At 36.5% G+C, this 20,298-nt stretch carries 25 protein-coding genes; 9 read left to right on the plus strand and 16 right to left on the minus strand.

What is annotated here, in order from left to right; all coding sequences use genetic code 11:
- Positions 1–29 precede the first annotated feature (29 nt).
- The 5 genes from ACNSTQ_RS03685 to ACNSTQ_RS03705 form a co-directional block, all read right to left on the minus strand.
- Positions 30–1,076, minus strand: a complete 1,047-nt coding sequence (locus ACNSTQ_RS03685) for a histidine kinase (RefSeq protein WP_418198494.1) — start codon at positions 1,074–1,076, stop codon at positions 30–32.
- A complete protein-coding gene (liaF, locus tag ACNSTQ_RS03690) occupies positions 1,076–1,882 on the minus strand; it encodes a cell wall-active antibiotics response protein LiaF (RefSeq protein ID WP_418198495.1) in 807 nt (268 codons plus the stop codon). The genes ACNSTQ_RS03685 and liaF overlap by 1 nt, the downstream gene beginning before the upstream one ends.
- A gap of 42 nt (positions 1,883–1,924) precedes the next feature.
- Positions 1,925–2,776: a DUF4097 family beta strand repeat-containing protein gene (locus ACNSTQ_RS03695; RefSeq protein WP_418198496.1), complete on the minus strand. Its 852-nt coding sequence runs from the start codon at positions 2,774–2,776 to the stop codon at positions 1,925–1,927.
- A 105-nt stretch (positions 2,777–2,881) separates the two neighbouring features.
- Entirely contained in the window at positions 2,882–3,550 is a 669-nt protein-coding gene (locus ACNSTQ_RS03700) for a PspA/IM30 family protein (RefSeq protein ID WP_418198497.1), read from the minus strand.
- Positions 3,551–3,562: 12 nt separating this feature from the next.
- Positions 3,563–3,982, minus strand: a complete 420-nt coding sequence (locus tag ACNSTQ_RS03705; protein ID WP_418198498.1) for a LiaF transmembrane domain-containing protein — start codon at positions 3,980–3,982, stop codon at positions 3,563–3,565.
- A 294-nt stretch (positions 3,983–4,276) separates the two neighbouring features.
- On the opposite strand from ACNSTQ_RS03705, the gene ACNSTQ_RS03710 reads away from it, so the two are divergent.
- Both ACNSTQ_RS03710 and ACNSTQ_RS03715 read left to right on the plus strand, forming a co-directional pair.
- Positions 4,277–4,993 carry a cytochrome c biogenesis CcdA family protein gene (locus tag ACNSTQ_RS03710; protein ID WP_418198499.1) on the plus strand — a complete coding sequence of 239 codons (717 nt, stop codon included), beginning with the start codon at positions 4,277–4,279 and terminating at the stop codon, positions 4,991–4,993.
- Between the two features lie 84 nt (positions 4,994–5,077).
- Positions 5,078–6,259, plus strand: coding sequence for a M20 family metallopeptidase (locus ACNSTQ_RS03715; protein ID WP_418198500.1), 1,182 nt, complete (start codon positions 5,078–5,080; stop codon positions 6,257–6,259).
- A gap of 718 nt (positions 6,260–6,977) precedes the next feature.
- On the opposite strand, the gene ACNSTQ_RS03720 is transcribed toward ACNSTQ_RS03715, so the two are convergent.
- From ACNSTQ_RS03720 to ACNSTQ_RS03745, 6 genes are all read right to left on the minus strand, one after another.
- The gene (locus ACNSTQ_RS03720; RefSeq protein WP_418198501.1) at positions 6,978–7,196 is read right to left on the minus strand and encodes a hypothetical protein; all 219 of its coding nucleotides are present in this window, start codon (positions 7,194–7,196) and stop codon (positions 6,978–6,980) included.
- 213 nt (positions 7,197–7,409) lie between these two features.
- Positions 7,410–8,138, minus strand: a complete 729-nt coding sequence (locus tag ACNSTQ_RS03725; RefSeq protein WP_418198502.1) for an EcsC family protein — start codon at positions 8,136–8,138, stop codon at positions 7,410–7,412.
- Positions 8,139–8,156: 18 nt separating this feature from the next.
- Positions 8,157–9,377, minus strand: a complete 1,221-nt coding sequence (locus ACNSTQ_RS03730; protein ID WP_418198503.1) for an ABC transporter permease — start codon at positions 9,375–9,377, stop codon at positions 8,157–8,159.
- Positions 9,374–10,117, minus strand: coding sequence for an ABC transporter ATP-binding protein (locus tag ACNSTQ_RS03735; protein ID WP_418198504.1), 744 nt, complete (start codon positions 10,115–10,117; stop codon positions 9,374–9,376). Before ACNSTQ_RS03735 ends, ACNSTQ_RS03730 begins: the two co-directional genes overlap by 4 nt.
- A gap of 254 nt (positions 10,118–10,371) precedes the next feature.
- Positions 10,372–10,872, minus strand: coding sequence for a PCYCGC motif-containing (lipo)protein (locus ACNSTQ_RS03740; RefSeq protein WP_418198505.1), 501 nt, complete (start codon positions 10,870–10,872; stop codon positions 10,372–10,374).
- Positions 10,873–11,013: 141 nt separating this feature from the next.
- Positions 11,014–12,600: a long-chain-fatty-acid--CoA ligase gene (locus ACNSTQ_RS03745; protein ID WP_418198506.1), complete on the minus strand. Its 1,587-nt coding sequence runs from the start codon at positions 12,598–12,600 to the stop codon at positions 11,014–11,016.
- Positions 12,601–12,878: 278 nt separating this feature from the next.
- On the opposite strand from ACNSTQ_RS03745, the gene ACNSTQ_RS03750 reads away from it, so the two are divergent.
- Entirely contained in the window at positions 12,879–13,313 is a 435-nt protein-coding gene (locus tag ACNSTQ_RS03750) for an HIT family protein (RefSeq protein ID WP_418198507.1), read from the plus strand.
- A gap of 487 nt (positions 13,314–13,800) precedes the next feature.
- Positions 13,801–14,883, plus strand: a complete 1,083-nt coding sequence (gene serC / locus ACNSTQ_RS03755) for a 3-phosphoserine/phosphohydroxythreonine transaminase (RefSeq protein ID WP_418198508.1) — start codon at positions 13,801–13,803, stop codon at positions 14,881–14,883.
- Positions 14,884–14,937: 54 nt separating this feature from the next.
- On the opposite strand, the gene ACNSTQ_RS03760 is transcribed toward serC, so the two are convergent.
- On the minus strand, positions 14,938–15,135 hold the full coding sequence (locus ACNSTQ_RS03760) for a hypothetical protein (protein WP_418198509.1): 198 nt from the start codon (positions 15,133–15,135) through the stop codon (positions 14,938–14,940).
- 102 nt (positions 15,136–15,237) lie between these two features.
- Between ACNSTQ_RS03760 and ACNSTQ_RS03765 the strand changes: the two genes are divergently transcribed.
- Positions 15,238–15,582, plus strand: a complete 345-nt coding sequence (locus tag ACNSTQ_RS03765) for a YtxH domain-containing protein (RefSeq protein WP_418198510.1) — start codon at positions 15,238–15,240, stop codon at positions 15,580–15,582.
- A gap of 365 nt (positions 15,583–15,947) precedes the next feature.
- A complete protein-coding gene (locus tag ACNSTQ_RS03770; RefSeq protein WP_418198511.1) occupies positions 15,948–16,520 on the plus strand; it encodes an HTH-type transcriptional regulator Hpr in 573 nt (190 codons plus the stop codon).
- A gap of 16 nt (positions 16,521–16,536) precedes the next feature.
- On the opposite strand, the gene ACNSTQ_RS03775 is transcribed toward ACNSTQ_RS03770, so the two are convergent.
- Positions 16,537–16,890 carry a DUF1878 family protein gene (locus tag ACNSTQ_RS03775; protein WP_418198512.1) on the minus strand — a complete coding sequence of 118 codons (354 nt, stop codon included), beginning with the start codon at positions 16,888–16,890 and terminating at the stop codon, positions 16,537–16,539.
- 127 nt (positions 16,891–17,017) lie between these two features.
- Here ACNSTQ_RS03775 and ACNSTQ_RS03780 point away from each other — a divergent pair, with 127 nt between their 5' ends.
- Positions 17,018–17,560, plus strand: a complete 543-nt coding sequence (locus ACNSTQ_RS03780) for a DUF3267 domain-containing protein (RefSeq protein ID WP_418198513.1) — start codon at positions 17,018–17,020, stop codon at positions 17,558–17,560.
- A 218-nt stretch (positions 17,561–17,778) separates the two neighbouring features.
- Here the strand turns inward: ACNSTQ_RS03780 and ACNSTQ_RS03785 are convergent, their stop codons facing one another.
- Positions 17,779–18,363: a DUF2140 family protein gene (locus tag ACNSTQ_RS03785; RefSeq protein WP_418198514.1), complete on the minus strand. Its 585-nt coding sequence runs from the start codon at positions 18,361–18,363 to the stop codon at positions 17,779–17,781.
- Positions 18,364–18,520: 157 nt separating this feature from the next.
- Between ACNSTQ_RS03785 and ACNSTQ_RS03790 the strand changes: the two genes are divergently transcribed.
- Positions 18,521–18,700 carry a hypothetical protein gene (locus ACNSTQ_RS03790; RefSeq protein WP_275119576.1) on the plus strand — a complete coding sequence of 60 codons (180 nt, stop codon included), beginning with the start codon at positions 18,521–18,523 and terminating at the stop codon, positions 18,698–18,700.
- 188 nt (positions 18,701–18,888) lie between these two features.
- Here ACNSTQ_RS03790 and ACNSTQ_RS03795 read toward each other — a convergent pair whose 3' ends face one another.
- The gene (locus tag ACNSTQ_RS03795) at positions 18,889–18,981 is read right to left on the minus strand and encodes a YjcZ family sporulation protein (protein ID WP_216829380.1); all 93 of its coding nucleotides are present in this window, start codon (positions 18,979–18,981) and stop codon (positions 18,889–18,891) included.
- 109 nt (positions 18,982–19,090) lie between these two features.
- Positions 19,091–19,174, minus strand: coding sequence for a YjcZ family sporulation protein (locus ACNSTQ_RS03800; RefSeq protein ID WP_075387556.1), 84 nt, complete (start codon positions 19,172–19,174; stop codon positions 19,091–19,093).
- 278 nt (positions 19,175–19,452) lie between these two features.
- On the opposite strand from ACNSTQ_RS03800, the gene ACNSTQ_RS03805 reads away from it, so the two are divergent.
- The gene (locus ACNSTQ_RS03805; protein ID WP_418198515.1) at positions 19,453–20,265 is read left to right on the plus strand and encodes a foldase protein PrsA; all 813 of its coding nucleotides are present in this window, start codon (positions 19,453–19,455) and stop codon (positions 20,263–20,265) included.
- Positions 20,266–20,298 lie beyond the last annotated feature (33 nt).

Below are 20,298 nucleotides of genomic sequence, written 5' to 3' on the forward strand. Positions count from 1 at the left end.
TCTAGATAAACATAATATATTCCCCTTTATTAAAGTAGGACGAGAGGTACCATTGCTTCAACTTGGGTTCCTTTATTAGGGATCGATATAATTTCTAACGTCCCTCCAATTTCAGTCACCCGCTCTTTCATCGTCTGTAAACCGTACGAGCCCATTTTTTGATCAGTAAATTCAAATCCAATTCCATTATCAATTATTTTTAACCGAAGTTGATCATGTATTTGTCTTAATTGAAACTCAATTCGACTTGCTTTCGCGTGACGCAAAATATTTGATAACGCTTCTTGTACAACTCGGAACAGTTGATCTTCTATCCCTTTTGGTATAGGGTTCGTTCTTTCAATTTTCGCATCAATTTTCAGGCCATGTTTCGAATTAATTTCAACTAATAATTCTTGAATTCCTTCCTGTAAATCCTTCCCTTCGAGATGTGCAGGCCGTAAATGTAAGAGTAGTGCTCTCATTTCAGATTGTGCAGTCGATGCCATTTGTTCAACCATTTCAATTTGTTGGGTTGCTTTTTTTAAATCCTTGTCTAAAGTGTGTGGCAGTGCTGCTGTCATCATGGATATCGCAAATAGTTGTTGACTAACTGCGTCATGCAAATCCCTAGCAAGACGTTGCCTTTCTTCGTTTATCGCAGATTGTTTAATCGTCTCCTGCCACTCTACGCGTTCTGTTGATAACTTTTGTAACGATATGACCTGGCTTTCTACTCTTTTAACCATTTCATTGAGCTGTTTTCCTACCAATCCTACTTCATCGGCACCAAGATCGGGAAAGCGATACGAGAAATTACCACGCTCTAGCGACAATGTCCCCTGTTGTAAGATTTCTAACCTTTTTTTCACCTTATCTCCAGCCATATATCCGAAAGCACCGCCAATGAATATGGATATAACTGGAATAACCAGAACCAAAGGAATTCCAAATAACTTCTTGCGGAGGAGAACAGCCAGCCCCTCTGCTTCTCCATACGTTAAAATAAATACAGCAAACAACGCAGTAAGTAAGCTGATCCAAATTGAATTTCGAACCATTTGCCATTGAATATTAACCAGAAGAACTCGTTTCATTACACGTACCTCACATCTATATCTCCAATGAGGAGTGATAACACAAGCTTAACGCGACGAGGGGCTTGTTTGTAATCTTTAGTCGCGACCGCAATATTACGATTAATGCCACTTTGTCTGCTATCTAAAATATCCAAGTCACCAACCGTAACCATTGCTTGTACAGAGAGATCTAAGTCATATGGGACGTACACATCGATATCTCCAATCCAACCATGTATAACAATAACCGTTTCACCTTCTGGAATAATCGCTTTTGAAAGGTCGATTTTGATATCGCCAATTCCATTTCGTATGTTCATATCTTGCAGTTCATAACGGTCTGATAATAATCGAAAATCTCCTATGAGTGCACTTCTAAATGAAGGTGTAGTATGAACTTTTTTTACTGGTTCCTCTAGTTTTGGTTTTTCTTTTGTAAAGGAAACTTCCTCTACAAGTTCATCAACTGACTTTACAAGTTCATCAATTTCTTTATCAAGATTATTGTCATTGGACTCAGTGTCTTTTGTTTTTTCATGCCCGGTTAACAACTTATAGCCAAAGTAAATAAATACAACGGCAATAATTATACCGGTAATATTAACGCCTACTACATTGTCAAAGAACGTAACTAAACTAATTAATAAAAAGATAATACTTAACCATCTGTGACCTTTCCGATAAAAAAATAGACCGATAACAAAAAAAATAAGGGGACCGATTAACAATCCTAGATGAAAGTTAAATCCTATCGTGTTCAACAATGCACTAATTCCAATGAGTATGATAATAATACCTATGATTACATTTCTTGACGTGTGCATTTTTCGTTCCTCCTTCCTATAAGCCTTACTTTGTTTTGTTACTTAGTCAATTCGAATATCGCCTATTGTAGTCGATACTCTTACTTTGTTTTCACCATGATTTACAATACCTTTATACGTCTTACCGCTTTGTTCCAGCATAACCGGAATATTTATAGAAACGTCTCCTAATGTCGTGCTTGCATTAAGTTCAAAAGAAGGTTCAGGAATCGATATCCGGACATCACCTGCAGTCGTTTTCAGCTCAATGTCACCATTTTCTCGTTCATATTCTACTGTAATATCTCCAGCTGTATTTGTCCCTTTTAAATCTCCTGTAAACCGCTCAATCCGAAAGTCACCTGCAGTTCCTTTCATCTCAGTACTCACTGAATTTAAATCATAAGCATGAAAATCACCTGCCGTACCTTGAAAAGTAAGGTGATCAATAGAACCTGTTAACCCTTTAACATCACCTGCTGTCATTTTAATATCTAACTCTGCCAAGGTAAGCGGTGAATGAAACCTTAGATCTCCAACTGTATTCTGGATGCTCACAGACTTAGTATAATGTTCAGGTATAAGGATATCGACGGATGACTTGCTAACATTGAAGAACTGCCACCTTTTATTACTTTTAATATCTACTTCTAAAGTCGAATTTCTCGCCTCTGATTGGATATGATAATCAGAAGAATTCCCTTTTACTTCCAGTATTAATTTTTCACCCGGATACTGACGAATTTTCAGATCCGCCACAGATGTAGTAATAGAGAGTTTATCATAGTCATTGATATGAATCCCTTGTTCACTGACCGTACTTGTTCGATTAGAGCTTAATAAGGGTTGAATAATTGTACCGAATGCAATTATGATTCCGATAAAAATAAGCAATACTCCTAAGGATCGTTTCATACCTTCACCCTCTCTTTCAAGTCTCCTTCATTTTACTATAGCTATGAGAAATGAAGATAGGAGAATTTTCCTTTTCTCCTACCTTATTTTCTCTGGAGGTTACCCTTAGGTTGTAGTTTGAGAGTGAATTTTTTCTTTCAACTTATTTAATTCTTGTTCGACCTCCTCGTTATATTCGATCTGACTCGTTTGACTGCTTAATAGAACATCTCGTTTATTTCTGTTTAGGTTAATAGTCGTCTCCATTTCAAAGATTTTCTGTTCCATGCGTTCAAATCCTGCCTGAGCTTTTTCATGATCAAAGCGGTTCATTGCTTGGTCCATAGATTGTTTTGTCTTTGCAGCGTTGGCTCTTGCGATTAAAACAACTTTTTTATCTTTCATTTCTTGATACTTCTCTCTCATCTCATATAACTGATCTTTTAACTCAGCTATTTTCTCATCATTTTGTACACAAACGTCCCCATAATAAGATACTTTTTCTTCATATTGCTTTTTCGATAATAAGGCTTTCTTGGCTAGCTCTTCCTCTCCAGCTTTCAATGCTAGTTCCGCTTGTTGCCCGCGTTTCTTCATCAATTCAACAGCCTCATTTTTCTGCTTTTCGAAGTTTGCTTTAATTGTCATTTGCTTCGTAATTGCTTTTTCTGCTGAGGCTATTTCTTTTTCCATGTCACGTAAGTACTGGTTCAACATCACGACTGGATTTTCTATTTGATCTAGGCCTTCATGAATCGTAGCTACCGTTAAATCGCGTATTCGTTTAAATATCATTATTATTTCCTCCTAAGATTTCAAATGGTTTTTTTCTAAAAATTTATTCCACTCATCATCGAAAGCATCTTTGCTCTTTTGCGTTGCATCCGATGTTGCTGCTGCTACTTCTTGGTCTTGGTCAACCAATCTTTTCGTTTTCTCACCTGTCACTAGTCGATAACCAAAATAAATGATTATTGCTGCAATGAAGATGCCCGCAAATATATGAAGGTGACCAATGGCAAGAAGTAATCCAAAAATTAAAATGGCCATTCCGAGCAAATTAGATCCGTGATCTGATTTCATTTTTCGATACCCATAAATAACGAGGAGTACCGATATCGCTAATCCAATTAACCCCCCAAGTTGAATCCCTAATGTTTGTAAGAAAAGATTTGCTCCAATAAAAAGAAGAATAATCCCTACTATCGCTTTACCAGTCCAATTCATTTTCTCGCCTCCTTTGTCTTAAGCTACCTTTATTGTAAACATTCAAAAGAGCAACGATAACGAGCATGAGAACGGTTTTACTATCAGCCTTGAGACGGATTGTTTTTCAGACTAACTTCACAAATACTACACATTTTTTAAGTATCATGAAATTGTAACGTCCATTCATTTTCTTCCTTTAAGGAAAATCAGTTATAATGACGGTATTACATGAATACTTGTCTGACTACTTCATAGACTCCTTAAAAGTAAGAGTTCGAACTAAAAAGTGGAAATATTAAACGAGGTGAGATGATGACAGAAATTACAATATGGTTAGCCTTCTTCGCAGGAGTTATTTCATTTTTATCTCCTTGTATCTTCCCATTAGTGCCCGCTTATTTAGCACAACTAACGGGAACTTCAGTAAGTGACAATCAAATACAAGCAGATCGGTCCTTAATCCTTTCACGAAGTATTGGATTTATTATTGGTTTTACTATTATTTTTGTAATGCTCGGGGCCTCTTCTACGTTTATTGGAAGGGTATTTCTTGAGAATCAGCTATTGATCCAACAAATCGGTGGAATTATCATTGTTGTTTTTGGGCTACAAATGGCAGGGATTATTTCAATATCGATGCTTCTCAGCGAAAAACGTTTTAAAAATACACCGAAGAAATCAACAAGCTTTGCAAACTCTGTATTTTTTGGCTTATTTTTTGGTGCAGGCTGGTCACCGTGTATTGGACTCGTCCTATCGTCAATTCTATTATTAGCGATGGAATCAGAAACGATGTTTAAAGGAATGTTTATGCTATTCATTTACTCCATGGGACTTGGAGTTCCATTTATTCTTGTTGCGTTATTATGGTCGAGGTCACTTCACAAACTACGAAAATTAAACCGTATCATTCCAAAGATCCAAAAAGTAAGTGGGTATATTTTAATCATTCTTGGGATCTTACTGTTTACCGGAAAATTTGCAGCCATTGCGGCTTACTTAACTCGTTTCCAACTCTTTAACCTCTAAAACAATAGAATTAGAGGAATATTTCAATCACTCCTCGAAGTATGATGTTAAGAAAGCCATTTTCTTAGTGTTGGGGTGATAGTTATGAAAGAACTACTTAATAAAGGGTTGGACGCCATTTATTCAGAAATGGTCGATATTAGAAGATACCTGCATCAATATCCTGAGCTTTCATTTCAGGAAGAGAAAACTCCAGCATACATTGCTGAATTTCATAAAAAGCTTGGACATGAAGTTAAAACAGGAGTAGGAGAACGAGGAGTAGTTGCCATTCTTCGCGGAAGTAAACCTGGAAAAACGATTGCTCTGCGGGCTGATTTTGACGGTTTACCGATCCAAGACGAGAAAGATGTTCCTTACAAATCAAAAGTAGACGGCGCGATGCATGCGTGTGGTCATGATGGTCATACCGCTAGCCTTCTCGGTTTAGCGAAAGTATTTAACAGTATGAAAGAAGACTTGTCAGGGTCGATTGTATTTATTCATCAACATGCAGAAGAGTATGCTCCAGGCGGGGCCATTGCGATGATCCAAGACGGTTGTTTAGAAGGTGTAGATTATGTATTTGGAACTCACCTATGGGCGACTGAACCATTAGGGAAAATCCAATATCGAAAAGGTCCAATCATGGCCGCCGCTGACCGTTTTGAAGTCGAAATTCACGGCCAAGGCGGCCACGGTGCCATGCCTCATCTAACAAAAGATGCAGTGGTCATTGGTGCACAACTTGTTACCAACTTACAACAACTTGTGAGTAGAAGAGTCGATCCATTAAAAGCAGCTGTTCTTTCTATCGGTTCGTTTCAGGCCCAAAATGCGTTTAATGTTATCGCTGACTCTGCAAAATTGATTGGTACCGTACGAACATTTGATGAAGACATCCGTACCAAAATGGAACAAGAGATTAAAAGAATTATAGATGGTACGACTCTAGCTGCTGATGCTTCTGCTACTTATCACTATTTTAGAGGGTACCCAGCAGTTGTGAACCATGATGACGAAACTGAAGTTGTAGCAACAGTCGCTAATAAAGTGCCTGGCGTTTATGAGGTAGAAAACATGATACCGCAAATGGGTGGAGAAGACTTTGCCTACTACCTGCAGCATGTGAAAGGTTCGTTCTTCTTTACAGGTGCTAGAAACCCAGAATGGAACGTCGCTTATCCCCACCATCATCCAAAATTTGATTTTGATGAAAGAGCGATGCTAATTGCAGCTAAAACGTTAGGGCATGTTACGTTACATTATCTTGGTAAAGAAGAATAAGAGTAACAGTATAAAAAGCCGTCCATATTATTTGAGCTTGAGCGTTTTCACTATTTAGGTGGAAACGCTTTTTAATTTTAGAATAGCAGCAAAGGTTAATACCTGCCTACCTATGCGTAGGCAACAAGCTCTCGTTGTGTCCTCCCTACAGATTTCCCCCATGTGTCTATAAAATTCTATTTATCGGACAGAACGAAGCATGGCTAAAGCTCCGCACCTAACTAGAGACATTGAAAGAGTGAGGCGGATTCGAACGCTAATGGATGGAGGCCAGATCTCATAAAATACAATAATGCCACACCTTGAACTGTAGTGAAGCTGCTCATGTTTCAATATTAAGGAACTCTGAGGCCCTTATTTTAATGAAAACTGGCATTCTCAAGGTTTTGCGGACTTGAGAGGACCTTATTTGCCCAAAATCTATTAATAACACTAAGAAAACTAGTAAATAAGGGCCTCTCACTGCTTCAAATTAAAGAAGCAAGGCTTTTTGACAGGAATAAGGGCCTGTGGAGTCCGCTTTACTCACTCTGTTGTCAGATTATAATTTATGCAATGTGGTGAGCAGTAAAAACAGAAAAGCACAATAAAACGTTAAGTAGTTTTTGAGAACAATATGAAGGACACTTTCCTTGCTTTTCGATCTTGCTTTGTCCTTCATTAGCTCTATGAAGGACACTTCCCTTGCTTTTCAATCTTGCTTTGTCCTACATCAGCTTCATGAAGGACACTTTGCTTCCTTTTCGATCTTGCTTTGTCCTTCATCAGCTCTATGAAGGACATTCCCTTGTTTTTCGGTCTTGCTTTGTCCTTCATCCGCTCTATGAAGGACATTCCCTTGCTTTTCTGCCTTACTTCGTCCTTCATCAACTCTATGAAGGACACTTTCCTTCCTTTTCGATCTTGCTTTGTCCTTCATCAGCTCTATGAAGGACACTTCGCTTCCTTTTCGATCTTGTTTTGTCCTTCATCAGCTCTATGAAGGACATTTCCCTTGCTTATCTGCCTTACTTCGTCCTTCATCACATATATTGATGTACTAACGAAAAATAGCATACCAATTACTATGTAAATTGATATGCTAATTCATATTGTTTTATAAGTTTTCCACAAAAGTGGAACTGCTTAATAAAATGTTTATTTACCACCTTTATAACTGCAATAATCTCATTCGATACCCATTTTTGGCGGTTTCACCGAGAACATCCAAAAAATGATAGTTCGCCGCAGCACCGACAATGGCTCCAAACCCAGGAATAAGTTGAAGCATTTTTACTAAGTCGATGTGGTCACGATATTCGAGTTGGAATTCCTTCCAATTGATGTTTTCTAAATACTCTTCCTCAGTTGGGACCGTTTGAACATACTCATCCCAGTTAGAAACGATTTCGTAAACTTCTTTACGTTTCTCCTCGCTTGAGAAAGCCAATTGAAATAAATAAAGAATAAATAAACGTTCCCTGAAATTATTTACATCATAACCATAGCAGCTTGCTGTTTCAAAAAGGAATTTCATTTTGATTCCTAACAAAAGCGGAAAATCAGCCATTCCTAAAAGGATACCGCCAGCTCCAGTACCCGCACCTTCTACTGCAGCTGTTTTTTTATACTTTTTAATCGCTTCATCCACTTGACGTTCTCGTTCTTCAAAGCTTGTATTATCTATTCGTTTTACCGAGGTTGTATATTCTGATCCGATTAAAGTAGCATGGACCATCTTTTTAATACTAGTCGTTACGACGTGATGAACCTTCTCAGGAATGATTTGATTCATTTTAGTTTGGATTCGTTTCGCCAGACGGCCTGTCATGGATTGACGTTTTTCCATTTTTTTTTGCCAGCTGCGAAGCTCATCTTTCACTCTAACATCTACTGCCATTTATACCTCCCCCAATGATTACCTTACACTCACTTTTCTATGCATCCAATGAAAGCTATATGCATATGAGAACGCAACGCCAAGCGGTAATAGGATAAGTGTCACCATCGTACCCTCAGCAAAAATAACTAATAATACAACAAGGACCGTTGCTTTAATCGATAGAAGAATAAATATTAATCTTAAAAAAGACTGCTGTCGATCTTTTGCGTCTATAGGGTACAAGTCAACCCAGATTGCTTTATAGAAATGCTTCCAAAGTGTCGATAATTGCAGTCCCGACATGTAAATAAATACAAAATACAAGAGATACCGAATAATTCCATCAGGAAGCACTAATAAGATAACCGTGCCCACAATAATCAGCCGAATATAAATACCAAAGTAATCATTTGAACGGAGAAAAGCTCTCGTATATAAGTAGTCAAACGTATGCTTATGCTTGTATGGAATTCTAGTTACAATCGCGTTTGCCCATCGTCTCTTCTTAAACGAACTTTTTAAACTAGGAACATCCGTAAACATATTGGCTACTCGGAAAAAAAGAGTTAACATTTTATTTTCAATTGAAAGAAGTTGTTCCCACTTTATACTATGATTTTTTTGCAGCTTTCGATAATAAATCAAATATACGCCTAACATAATCACCGCTACTGCTAGCAGAAAGGTCCAACCATCCTCTATAAATAAGAAGAACGAAAAGCTGGCATTCATCGCAACACGCAACATGATATGATAAATTCTTTCTCTTGATGATGCTAGCCGCTGTTCTTCAAAATGACATAGCAAGTTCCATACTTTTGCTCCAGCTAAAATAACTAATACTACTAAGAAGTATGAAAACGAACTATTAATTCTTTCTGCAAATATTGGCGCTAAAATAAAGAAGATAACGATCATCGCAAAGCTTTGTAAAATACTAGAATATATGATGGAAGAGCGAAAGTAAGGCTGTAAGCGGCCTTCCATAGGCAATAGAAAAACTAAATCACCTTCTTTTACAAATGTCCTTACTGCCCCTCTCGTTAATAAAAACGTACTCACGATAACAAAGAACAACACTGCAGGAAATGTCTGAGGAAGCCAATCTAAAAAATGTCGATAATAATAACTACCTACAATAATTAACAAGTAGATCGTGAACAAGAAGCCACTATTGCCAATCAGACGCAAATATCTTATAGCGATCTCCCAGTAACTCTTTAAACGACTACTCCATAACTGCCCTACATCTTTCATTGGTTATCATCCTTTGTCGCCTCAATATAAATGTCATCGAGACTTCCATTCGGCATGTTTAATGCTGCTTGTAAATCTTGCAACGTCCCATATAAAATAACTCTTCCACGGTGAAGAATAATAAACCGATCACAGTATTTCTCTGCTGTTGCTAAAATATGTGTTGACATAAGGACACTTGCCCCATTCTCTTTCATTTCAACCGTTAAGTCTAAAAATGATTTAATACCGACGGGGTCTAAACCAACAATAGGTTCATCTACAATATAGACGCTAGGATTTACTAGGAAAGCACACATAATCATTACTTTTTGCTTCATACCTTTAGAAAAGTGACTTGGAAACCAACGCTTCATTTTATCCATTTTAAACTCTTTAAGTAAGGCTTCCCCTCTTACTTGCAATGTTTTTTCATCCACCCCATAAGCCATTGCCGTAAGCTCTAAATGTTCCCATAACGTTAATTCTTCATATAAGATTGGGATCTCTGGTATGTACGCTAAAGAAGCCCGGTATTCATTTGGTTTTTCTATAAACGATTGTCCATCTATCGTAACACTACCTTTTATAGGTTCCATCAATCCTAGAATATGTTTAATTGTCGTACTTTTACCAGCACCATTTAAACCAATAAGGCCGACAATTTCCCCTGGATGAACTTCAAAACTTACATCATGAAGAACCGGTTTACTGGCGTGATAACCACCCGTTAAGTTTCTAACATCCAATACTTTTCCCACGCGTCTACCCCTTCCTTTTCTAACCGTTTATATAACATCTTGCGGATATTAGTCACAAAAATGATTGTATCTCTCAATTCCATTACCTTATTGTACCAGATATTTTGCCTTTAAACGATCATCATACATGAATAAAGAGACTGTCCCCTATGTAAGTTTTAGAGAACCTAAAGATAGGTGCATATTGTTGCAACAGCTACCTTTATACGATGTCTAACACTTATGGGTAACAGCCTCTTTTAATGATTGCTTTTTTAAGAAATAGGCATTGGTGTGTCTGTTGGCTCCGGAAAACCTTCTTTATACATTTCATCAATGATCTGTCGAATTTCTACTGGAGAAACTCCTTCATCGTAATATCTCATGGAATAATGGGCAATTTCCAAACAAACTCCGCATCTTGCACCGTGATCATCCCATTGAACTTTTCCATTCTCAAAGTGCTCATGAACAAAGCAATCGTAAGTATGACGATGAGACACATAATCAGAACACCCGCAGTAACAAGGAATATGCTCTAAAAGATCTTGATAATAAGGCACTCGTTCATAGATATCTATAATATTAGAATGATAATGTTCTAAAAAACTAGGAAGCTCTTCAATAGAAGTTGTTGTCTCTCTCATATCCGCTTTATAGTGTTCAACATGACCTGCTTCGTGACCTTGATGGTGTGTAGCTTCGTCTTGCCCGCAACCTGCTAAAAAAGAAGCCATTAGTAGAATAAATAGTGATATTATTGAAATTCGTTTCATATCTGCCACTCCTACCTTTCCTATAATCAAACAAAGTATATCACAAACGATATACAAACGATTTGACAAAAAAGAAAACTGACCGCGGAGAATATTTGGGTAAAAATAAAAGGCTGACACAAGGTCAGCCTTTGTTCGATGTTAGTTAACAAGTCGAGAACGTTCGCCCCAGAACTCTTTACGAATTTCTACTTTTTGAATTTTACCAGACGCTGTTTTTGGAAGTGCGTCTGTAAATGTAATTCCTTTTGGTGCTTTAAAATTAGCAAGCTTTGTACGAGAAAATGCAATCAGTTCTTCTTCAGTAAGCGTTTCCCCATCGCGAAGAACAACTACACCATGCGGAACTTCTCCCCATTTTTCATGCGGAACAGCAATGACTGCTGCTTCAAGTACGGCTGGGTGATCGTAAAGAACCCCTTCAACTTCAATAGAAGAAATATTTTCTCCACCACTGATGATGACGTCTTTTTTACGATCACAGATTTCAATATATCCATTCTCATCAACTGTTGCCATATCACCTGTATGGAGCCAACCGTTACGAATCGTTTCTGCTGTCGCCTCTGGATTTTTTAAATAACCTTCCATGACACCATTTGTACGCGTTACAATTTCACCTATTGCTACTCCATCGTGCGGAATTTCATCTCCATTTTCATCTACTACCTTAACTTGTGTACCAATCATCGAGTATCCCGTTTTTGCTTTTAAACGGTATTGTTGATCTTTTGGTAATTCACTAAGGTGAGAACGAATTCTAGAAACCGTAATTAGCGGCGATGTTTCAGTCATACCATAAACTTGTATAAACTCCCAACCAAGATCTTCTTCGACACGTCTTACAAACGCTGGCGGTGGTGCAGATCCCGCAATGACGACACGAACGTCTTGATCAATCGTTGGTTTAGTTAGATCATACTCTTCTAAGATCATATTTAACACGGTTGGTGCCATGTGCATAATCGAAATATTGTACTTCTGAACTTTTTCTAAGATCACCTTTGGATCTACTTTACGAAGCATTACTTGAGTTGCTCCATTGGCTGTATAATAGAACGGAGACCCCCAGCCATTTACGTGGAACATTGGCAAAATATGAAGCAATCTATCTTCATCTGAAACCTTTAAATGGTGCTGAACACTTAAAGCGTGTAGATAGTTAGCACGATGTGTTTGTAGTACACCCTTTGGATTTCCAGTTGTTCCACTAGTATATAGTAGGCTAGCCACATCCGTTTCTTCTAACTCCACTCGCTCAAACGTTGTTGTTGGATATCGATTTAACCATTCATCATAGCTTTCGGCATTTTCATAAGCCTTAGTCGCACCATGAATGATCACTTTCTTAACAGTATTCAACTCATTCAAAATTGGCTCAACTAAAGGGTAGAGTTCTTCATCTACAAATAAAACTTGGCTCTCACTGTGATTTAAAATGAAGACATAGTCTTCTGGCTTTAATCTAGTATTTAAAGGAGTCATTACTCCACCTACTTGATACACTCCATAAAAACCTTCTAGCATTTCTATTGTATTTGGTGCAAGGTAGGCAACTTTGTCGCCTTTTTTAATATTAAGCGCTTTCAAACCGTGTGAAAGACGGTTGACTCTTTCATTTAATTGGTTATACGTCAATTCTCTAGTGTCATCGATGATTGCTAGTTTCTCTCCATAAAGACTAACAGCCCTGTCTAAAAAATGAGTTAAAACTAAAGGTACATGCATACTGTATTCCTCCCCTAATAGATATCTTCTCCACACTTAAAATTTTTATATTTTTATATTTTTATAATGTTTAAAATAATTATAACAAACCGCTCAGTCTGTGTCTATATTCTGTATGATAATTCTATTAAAATTACTAACTGTTTTATAACAGAGTAATTAACTTTGTTTACTTACTTTTTAATACCTCTTCAGTTAGTTTGTTGCATCCCCCTCTATTAAACGGTATCCTTTACATATAGTAAAAAGTACCATTAAATTGAAAGTGGGGATAATTAATGACCAATTTCGATCCAAACTGTATTTTCTGTAAAATTGTACAGGGGGAAATTCCCGCCGCAAAGGTTTATGAAGACGAGCATGTTTTAGCGTTCATGGACATTAGCCAAGTAACAAAAGGACATACTTTAGTCATCCCTAAAGTACATCAAGAGGACATTTTTGAATTAGACGAAGATGTCGCTTCACACCTTTTTAGTGTAATTCCAAAGATTGCAAACTCTATTAAGAAACAATTTAAGCCACTTGGTTTAAATATTGTTAATAACAATGGTGAAGCTGCAGGACAAACTGTGTTCCATTATCATATTCACCTTATTCCTCGCTATGGTGAAGGTGACGGATTTGGTGCAGTATGGAAAGACCATAGTAGTCAATATTCATTTGAACAACTACAAGAAATGGCGACTTCAATTGCCGCCGGAATTAAATAAGTTAAAAAAGTGAGGCTGCAATCCAGTCTCACTTTTTGTATGCTTCGAATTAGCTGTTACGTATACTATGTTTCTTTTAGAAAGGCTGTTTTCGTAAACTTTGTTGCTTATGGACCGTTTTCAAAAGCTTCACGCATAGCGTGAAGAGCCAAGCATTCGCTTGGCTTACGGTCCAAAAGCACGGAGCAACAATCTTTGTGAAGAGAGCCTTTAGAAAAGAGCCTTTTTTAAATAGCTATCTTAAATAATGCTGTTGATATCCGGTGTTGATTTTGGACTCATCGTGTGAAATTTTAATTTCACACGCCTTGCAGGAACTGAAAGGTTGAGGAATGATCCCAAAATCAACAATACTCTTTAACAGCGCTTTTTAAATAAAAGACAAATTTATTAATAATTAAAAAAATAATAGAAACAAGACACTACCCGTGATAGTATAGGAGTATTATAAACCTTAATGTTTTAAAGAGTTAAAGGAGTGGAAAACTTGGAGAGAGCATATAACTTTAATGCGGGACCATCTGCATTACCATTAGAAGTTTTAAAACGAGCGCAGGATGAACTTGTGAATTTCAAACAAACTGGAATGTCTGTAATGGAATTGAGCCATCGAAGTAAAGAATACGATGAAGTTCATACACAAGCTCAATCTATGTTAAAGGAACTGTTACAAATTCCGAACGACTACGAAGTTCTATTTCTTCAAGGTGGTGCAAGCCTTCAATTTGCGCAAATTCCGATGAATCTTCTTAAAGAAGGAAAAATCGGAAATTATGTGCTTACCGGTTCTTGGTCAGAAAAAGCTTTAAAAGAAGCAAGATTAATCGGGGAAACGTTCATCGGTGCTTCAACGAAAGAACAAGGATATCGTTCCATACCTAATGTAGAAGAAATTTCAATTAATAAAAATGACGCTTACCTGCATGTTACATCAAACAACACGATTTATGGAACACAGTGGCATCAGTTCCCTGAATTTGAAAATACGTCGCTAATAGCTGATATGTCTAGTGATATTTTATGTCGTCCCATCCAAGTAGAGAACTTCTCCATGATTTATGCCGGAGCCCAAAAGAACCTGGGACCATCTGGAGTAACAGTCGTTATCTTAAAAAAACAATTAATTGAAAATTCACGACAAGATATACCGTCAATTTTACGATATTCTACCCACGCAGATGCTAATTCACTCTATAATACTCCTCCTACTTTCGCTATTTATATGTTAGCTAAAGTACTCGAATGGGTAAAAGAACAAGGTGGCGTTCAAACGGTTGAAAAAAGAAACATTGAGAAAGCTAAACTCATCTATGATGCCATTGATGAAAGTAATGACTTCTATTGTGGTCATGCTGAAAAAGACAGTCGTTCTCTTATGAATATTACATTTAACCTCCCAAGTGAAGAGTTGAATAAAAAATTCTTAGCTGAAGCAAAAGCTGCAGGGTTTGTTGGTCTAAATGGACACCGTTCTGTTGGTGGGTGCAGGGCATCAACTTATAATGCAGTTCCAGTAGAAGCTTGTGAGGCACTACGCAAGTTTATGATCACGTTTAGAAACAATCATTAATAAGAAATTTTTTTAAGCACCTTCCAAATTCATTGGAGGTGCTTTGTTAAAAATTTAATAATAGGTGACATATAACCATATTCCCATACCTAGAAATAGAAACGATAAAATACCCATCTTCAGTCCATATCGTTTCCATTTGTTCCTTTCGTCATAATCTTGGGCCCGTTCCGCTGTAAATAATAAAGTATAGCCCGTACTAAAGAATAGTAAAGTGGCAAAGGCAAAGAAAGCAAAAATTAATCCACTCATTGTAAGCCTCCTTTATAGTGTGACAGTGTTGAGTTTAACTATTATATGTTGGAACGATTGTCTAATTTCCTAATTTAATAAATTCATTCGGAGGTTATTTTTATGAAACTTAAATCCTTGATATACGGAGTAATTGCAGGAAGTGCGGTTGCAAGCCTTACTACACTTCTAGTGACACCTAAGTCTGGAAAAGAGGTTCAAGCCTCGCTTACAAATTCTGTGAATTTAATAAAAAGAAATCTAAATGAGACGAAAGAACAAACTCTCTCTCTTAAAGATCAATTTTCTGAAACAGCCAAAATTAGTAAAGAAGCAATAGAAGTTGTTTCTCAGGATGTAAAAGTTTCAATTGACGATTGGAAGCAAGAGGTCGAACCCGCTATAAAACAACTCCAAAAAGAAATAGATGAACTACAGGAAGTGTTCCAAAACAGCCGTAACACATAAAATAAAGCTTTTTCAGTGGGGGGTTCCTCATCTCCCACTGAAAATTAGTCAAACCAATTTGGTTGTTACTGAGGCCTACACGATGTGGATCACACAGACGCAACCACAGGACGTGGCGACCTTATTCTGTGTTCAATCGTCTCCCACTTTAAGCCTTTTTTGCTTCCTTAAAGGCTTAAAGTGGAGCCTTAGCGCTAGTTAAACGGTATAAAAATTCCTAGGATTAAACTTTCTGATTGAATATTCATTCACAAAATTATCTAATTTTTTAAAAAAAATTAAAATTTCTCTTTATTAATATACAATTTCTTGTCATAATATAAAGAAAATATAGTATAAAAATATTTTAGTAATGGGGGAGAACAATGGACCATAACGTACCTTACTCTATAAAGCAGTCAATAATGTTTAGCCACAAGGTTGCTCAACTCAGTAAGGCTTTGTGGAAATCTGTTGAAAAAGATTGGCAGTCATGGATTAAACCGTTTGATTTAAATATCAATGAACATCATATTCTATGGATTGCTTATTACTTGGAGGGGGCTTCAATCTCTGATATTGCGAAATTCGGGGTTATGCACGTCTCAACAGCTTTCAACTTTTCTAAAAAGCTTGAAGAACGCGGTCTACTTACTTTTTCAAAAAAAGAAAATGATAAACGAAATACTTATGTTTATTTAACGCCGGCAGGTGAGGAATTACTTCTTAAAACGTTAGAGTGTTATAACCCAGGGACATACAGTATTTATGGCGGTGCCCTGCCGATTAAAGACTTATATGGTAAATTTCCTGAGTTTTCTGAGTTAATGAGTATCGTTCGTCATATTTATGGTCCAGACTTTATAGAAATCTTCGAAAAGACACTAGATAAATTTGAAAATGAGTTTACAGACGAAGATGGAACGTTAAAACCTCAGCAGCCCGCAGAAACAAGATAAGAAAGCTTAACATTAATTAGTCTTCCTCTACTCTTTTTTCTGCTCTTTGTAACACATCTATTAAGTCAATATATAAATTTTGGGCTTTTAAAGCTTGTAAAGTTTCAGCTATCGGTAATTTTTCAGGCAACATTCCGACAAAGTGTACGAGAAGCGGTGTATGATGAACGAAACCAAGTTCGCACTGCTCCTCGTATTCTTTTTGCAGTTCTTGACACAACATCAATACTTGTTCTACTTCGCCCTCGGACAAGTCTTTTTCAAGTGCAAGAGAATAAAAAGGAAACGAATTTCTATCAATCATCTTCAATAACAATCGATGTTGAAACTTTAATTTACTTAAATAATCGTCTTCATCGTACACCCTCATGTCTATCCCTCCCTTTATATTTCATTTGTCGTTAAACATAGAAAATTTAATATTTTTGTCATACCTATTGATTTTCTAGCAAAATCGTCGTAAATTATTCAAATAGATTAAGGAGGTGCCATTCACCTTGTTTTGCTGGAAATCTGTTAATATTACACGCGATTTCGGTCGTACAAGACTTGCCATTGTATCCATAAGTGCTGCTATTTTATTTTTTCTTTTTTTCTATTTATTTTTAAGTTCATTTGTCGAAATTACAACAGTTAACCAATATGGAATATTTCCCTTTATTGTTGGTCTTTTTTTAGTTCCTTTAATTCATAAATTACTACATTGTTTACCAATTTGGTCATGCGGAAAACGAGCGATATTGACGATAAAACGTACAGCGAAAGTACCGATCTTATTTTGTTATATTCCAAATAAAATTTCAAAAAGATTATGTATAACTTCTTCATTATTTCCGTTGTTTACGTTTACTCTATTTTCAACCATTGGGGCTATATATTCACCAGAACATCTCCCCTACTTGGCGATTTATGCAACGATCAATTTTGGACTTAGTGTGTACGATATTATTTATGTTAATCATTTAATTCAAGCACCCAAATCATCCTTCATTGAGGATCACCTGGACGGCTTTCATATATTATTAAATAAAGCGAGCTAACTTTACATGAATAACTCCCTTATAGTGACAGTACAACATAAACGCTGACACCCGAAGAACATATACTAAAGGCTCTTTTCTAAAAGATTGTTACCGCTAGCTATTGGACCGTTAACCAAACGAAAGCTTGGTTCCTCACGCTTTAGCGTGAAGCTTTAAAAAAGCGGTCCAATAGCAACAAAGTTTATGAAAACTGTAAAAGCCGAGTCAGCCTTTAGTTATTGGACTTTTAGTAACAATTCAATTTCATTATGAGATAGGTCAAACTTATTGAAATAAAATGAAATATTCTCTTCTTCTGTAATTTCTGACATGTTAAGATGTACTAATTGTTCATTAGGAAAAATCTTTATATAGGGTGGAAATGAAATGTAATCCATAAGCGTCTGCATAACTAAATGCCGCGGTATTTGAAAGTGCCCCATTGAAATAGTTGAGATGTTAAGCAATAAGTCCCCATTAGGTGCAACCTCAGGAACCATATCTACTTGTATTCCAATCTCCCTAGACATTATCGGTATCATCGTCTTAAATTCAATTTGCTCTTCCGATAAATAAACATCATATGTTACTAGGTGATTCGGTTGTTCGAGAAGTTTAAGCGAAATGAGTTGATTTAATTCATCTCTCGTCGTATGAATCGTAAAGTTTGCTTCAGGTGTTACATCAGGAATTCTTAAATACTCTTTCTTATCAACGGCTGGAAAGAGTGTTAAAATGATAATTAAGACTGTAAGTAATAAGATGATATTGATACTGGCCAAAACTAAAAAACTTACTTTCCAATTGATCGCCTTTTTCACATTACACCCCCTATAATAATTAGTTACTAATGTTGATCATATTTAGAACTTCAAGCGAACAACTATCTTTTTCACGAATCTTTTGTTAAAGTAATTTTATAAGAATATGCTGCGTCACGTCCATCTTATTTTTATTAAATATATTGGAGGCTCCTTCATGCTTTTTATATTTGCTATATTTGCCTTATTTATTTTATTTATCTTTAATTCTATGACGAATGCTTTATGTTTGCAAAAAGAAATTCCTGAAGAAAGACAACCTATCGTCTTTCGTACAATAAATGTTCTTATTACTATTTTATTGACATCAACCTATGTAAAGATACTCTTCACATAATACAAAGCGATAAAGAAAACTTGCCCATTGGCAAGCGTTTAAGCGAAGACAGAGGCGTAGTTGCACATATACTTAATTCCTAATTGTTTACTACGTCAAATGTACTTCTTTGCTTACAATCTATAATATCTTAACTTCAAAAAGGATGAGACGTGGTCTCATCCTTTTTGTGTTACATTTTTGAATGATTAGTAACCGTAACCCCAGCTAGCTCCGATGATTACTAACAAGATGAATAATACTACTAGTAACGCGAATCCACCATGATATCCGTGTGACATAATACATCCTCCTTTAAATTGATTCTGATTTTTCGGCAACTTCTCGAAAGAACCGCCTTTGATCCAATTAAATAGAAGTAAATGATCGAGGTTTATTTAGCGGTATCTCTTAGTACCAAGATGCACCAACGATGATTAATAAGATGAACAACACAACAATTAACGCGAATCCACCGTAGTATGCGTGAGACATCTATAACACCTCCTCATTGCTTCGTTACCATATCCTATGCACAAATCATTTCAACGTACTGGGCGAATGCACCAATTCTGGAAATTGATTAAAAAGTGCTTTCCTCAAAGATTGTGGCTCCTTGCTTTTGGACCGTAAGCCAACTGAATGCTTGGCTCTTCACGCATAGCATAGAGCTTTTGAAAATAAAATAGCCTTTTTCTTTTCCATAAAGATTATGTTATAGTAGAGAGTGCGCAAGGAAAAAGGAAATCATATTGGTTGAGGAGTGGACAAGCATGATGAAAAAAAGTATTCTGGCACTTAGTTTATCTGGAGCGCTATTATTAGGGGCTTGTGCAAATGATGGCGGTGCAACAGGTGGAGCTATTGTTGAAGGATCTAATATCTCAGTTACCGAAGAAGCTTTTATTCAAGAATTAAAAGATAGACATGGTGATGAATTATTAAAAGAGATGGTTGAAAAACAAATTTTAGATCAAGTCATTGCTAATGCTGAAATTGACCCGGCAAAGGTTGAAGAAGAAGTGAATACATTTAAAGCAGAATTTGGTGTAGAAACAGATGAAGAACTATTACAAATTCTTCAAATGCAATTTGGTCTGCCTGTAGAAACAATGGAAGAATTTAAAAATGAATTTATTATTTCAAGACTTGCTATCCAAGGTTTAATGACTCAAGACATGGCTGAAGCTGACCTTGAAATTATAGATGAAGATCAACTCGAAGTTGAAGCGAGTCATATCTTAGTTGAAGAAAAAGAAACAGCTGAAGAAATACTTGCTAAAATCAATGCGGGTGAAGATTTTCAAGAACTAGCTACTGAACATTCAATCGATCCCGGTTCAGCTCAAAGAGGTGGCGAACTTGGCTTTTTTGGAAAAGGAAGAATGGTTCCTGAATTTGAGGAAGCTGCATTTAACCTAGAAATTGGTGAAGTGAGTGACCTTGTAGAAACTGAATATGGTTACCACATCATTAAAGTAACCGATAAGCGTGTCATTGTAAAGACGTATGATGAAGTTATGGAAGAACTATATAATGAAGCAAATATAAAGGTAAATGATCCACAATTTAAAGAACTTTTTTAAACAATAATAACTACAGGTGAAGCATTTCGCTTC

It is taken from the genome of Alkalihalobacterium sp. APHAB7, from assembly GCF_048323755.1.
Classification (GTDB): Bacteria; Bacillota; Bacilli; order Bacillales; family Bacillaceae_F; genus Alkalihalobacterium.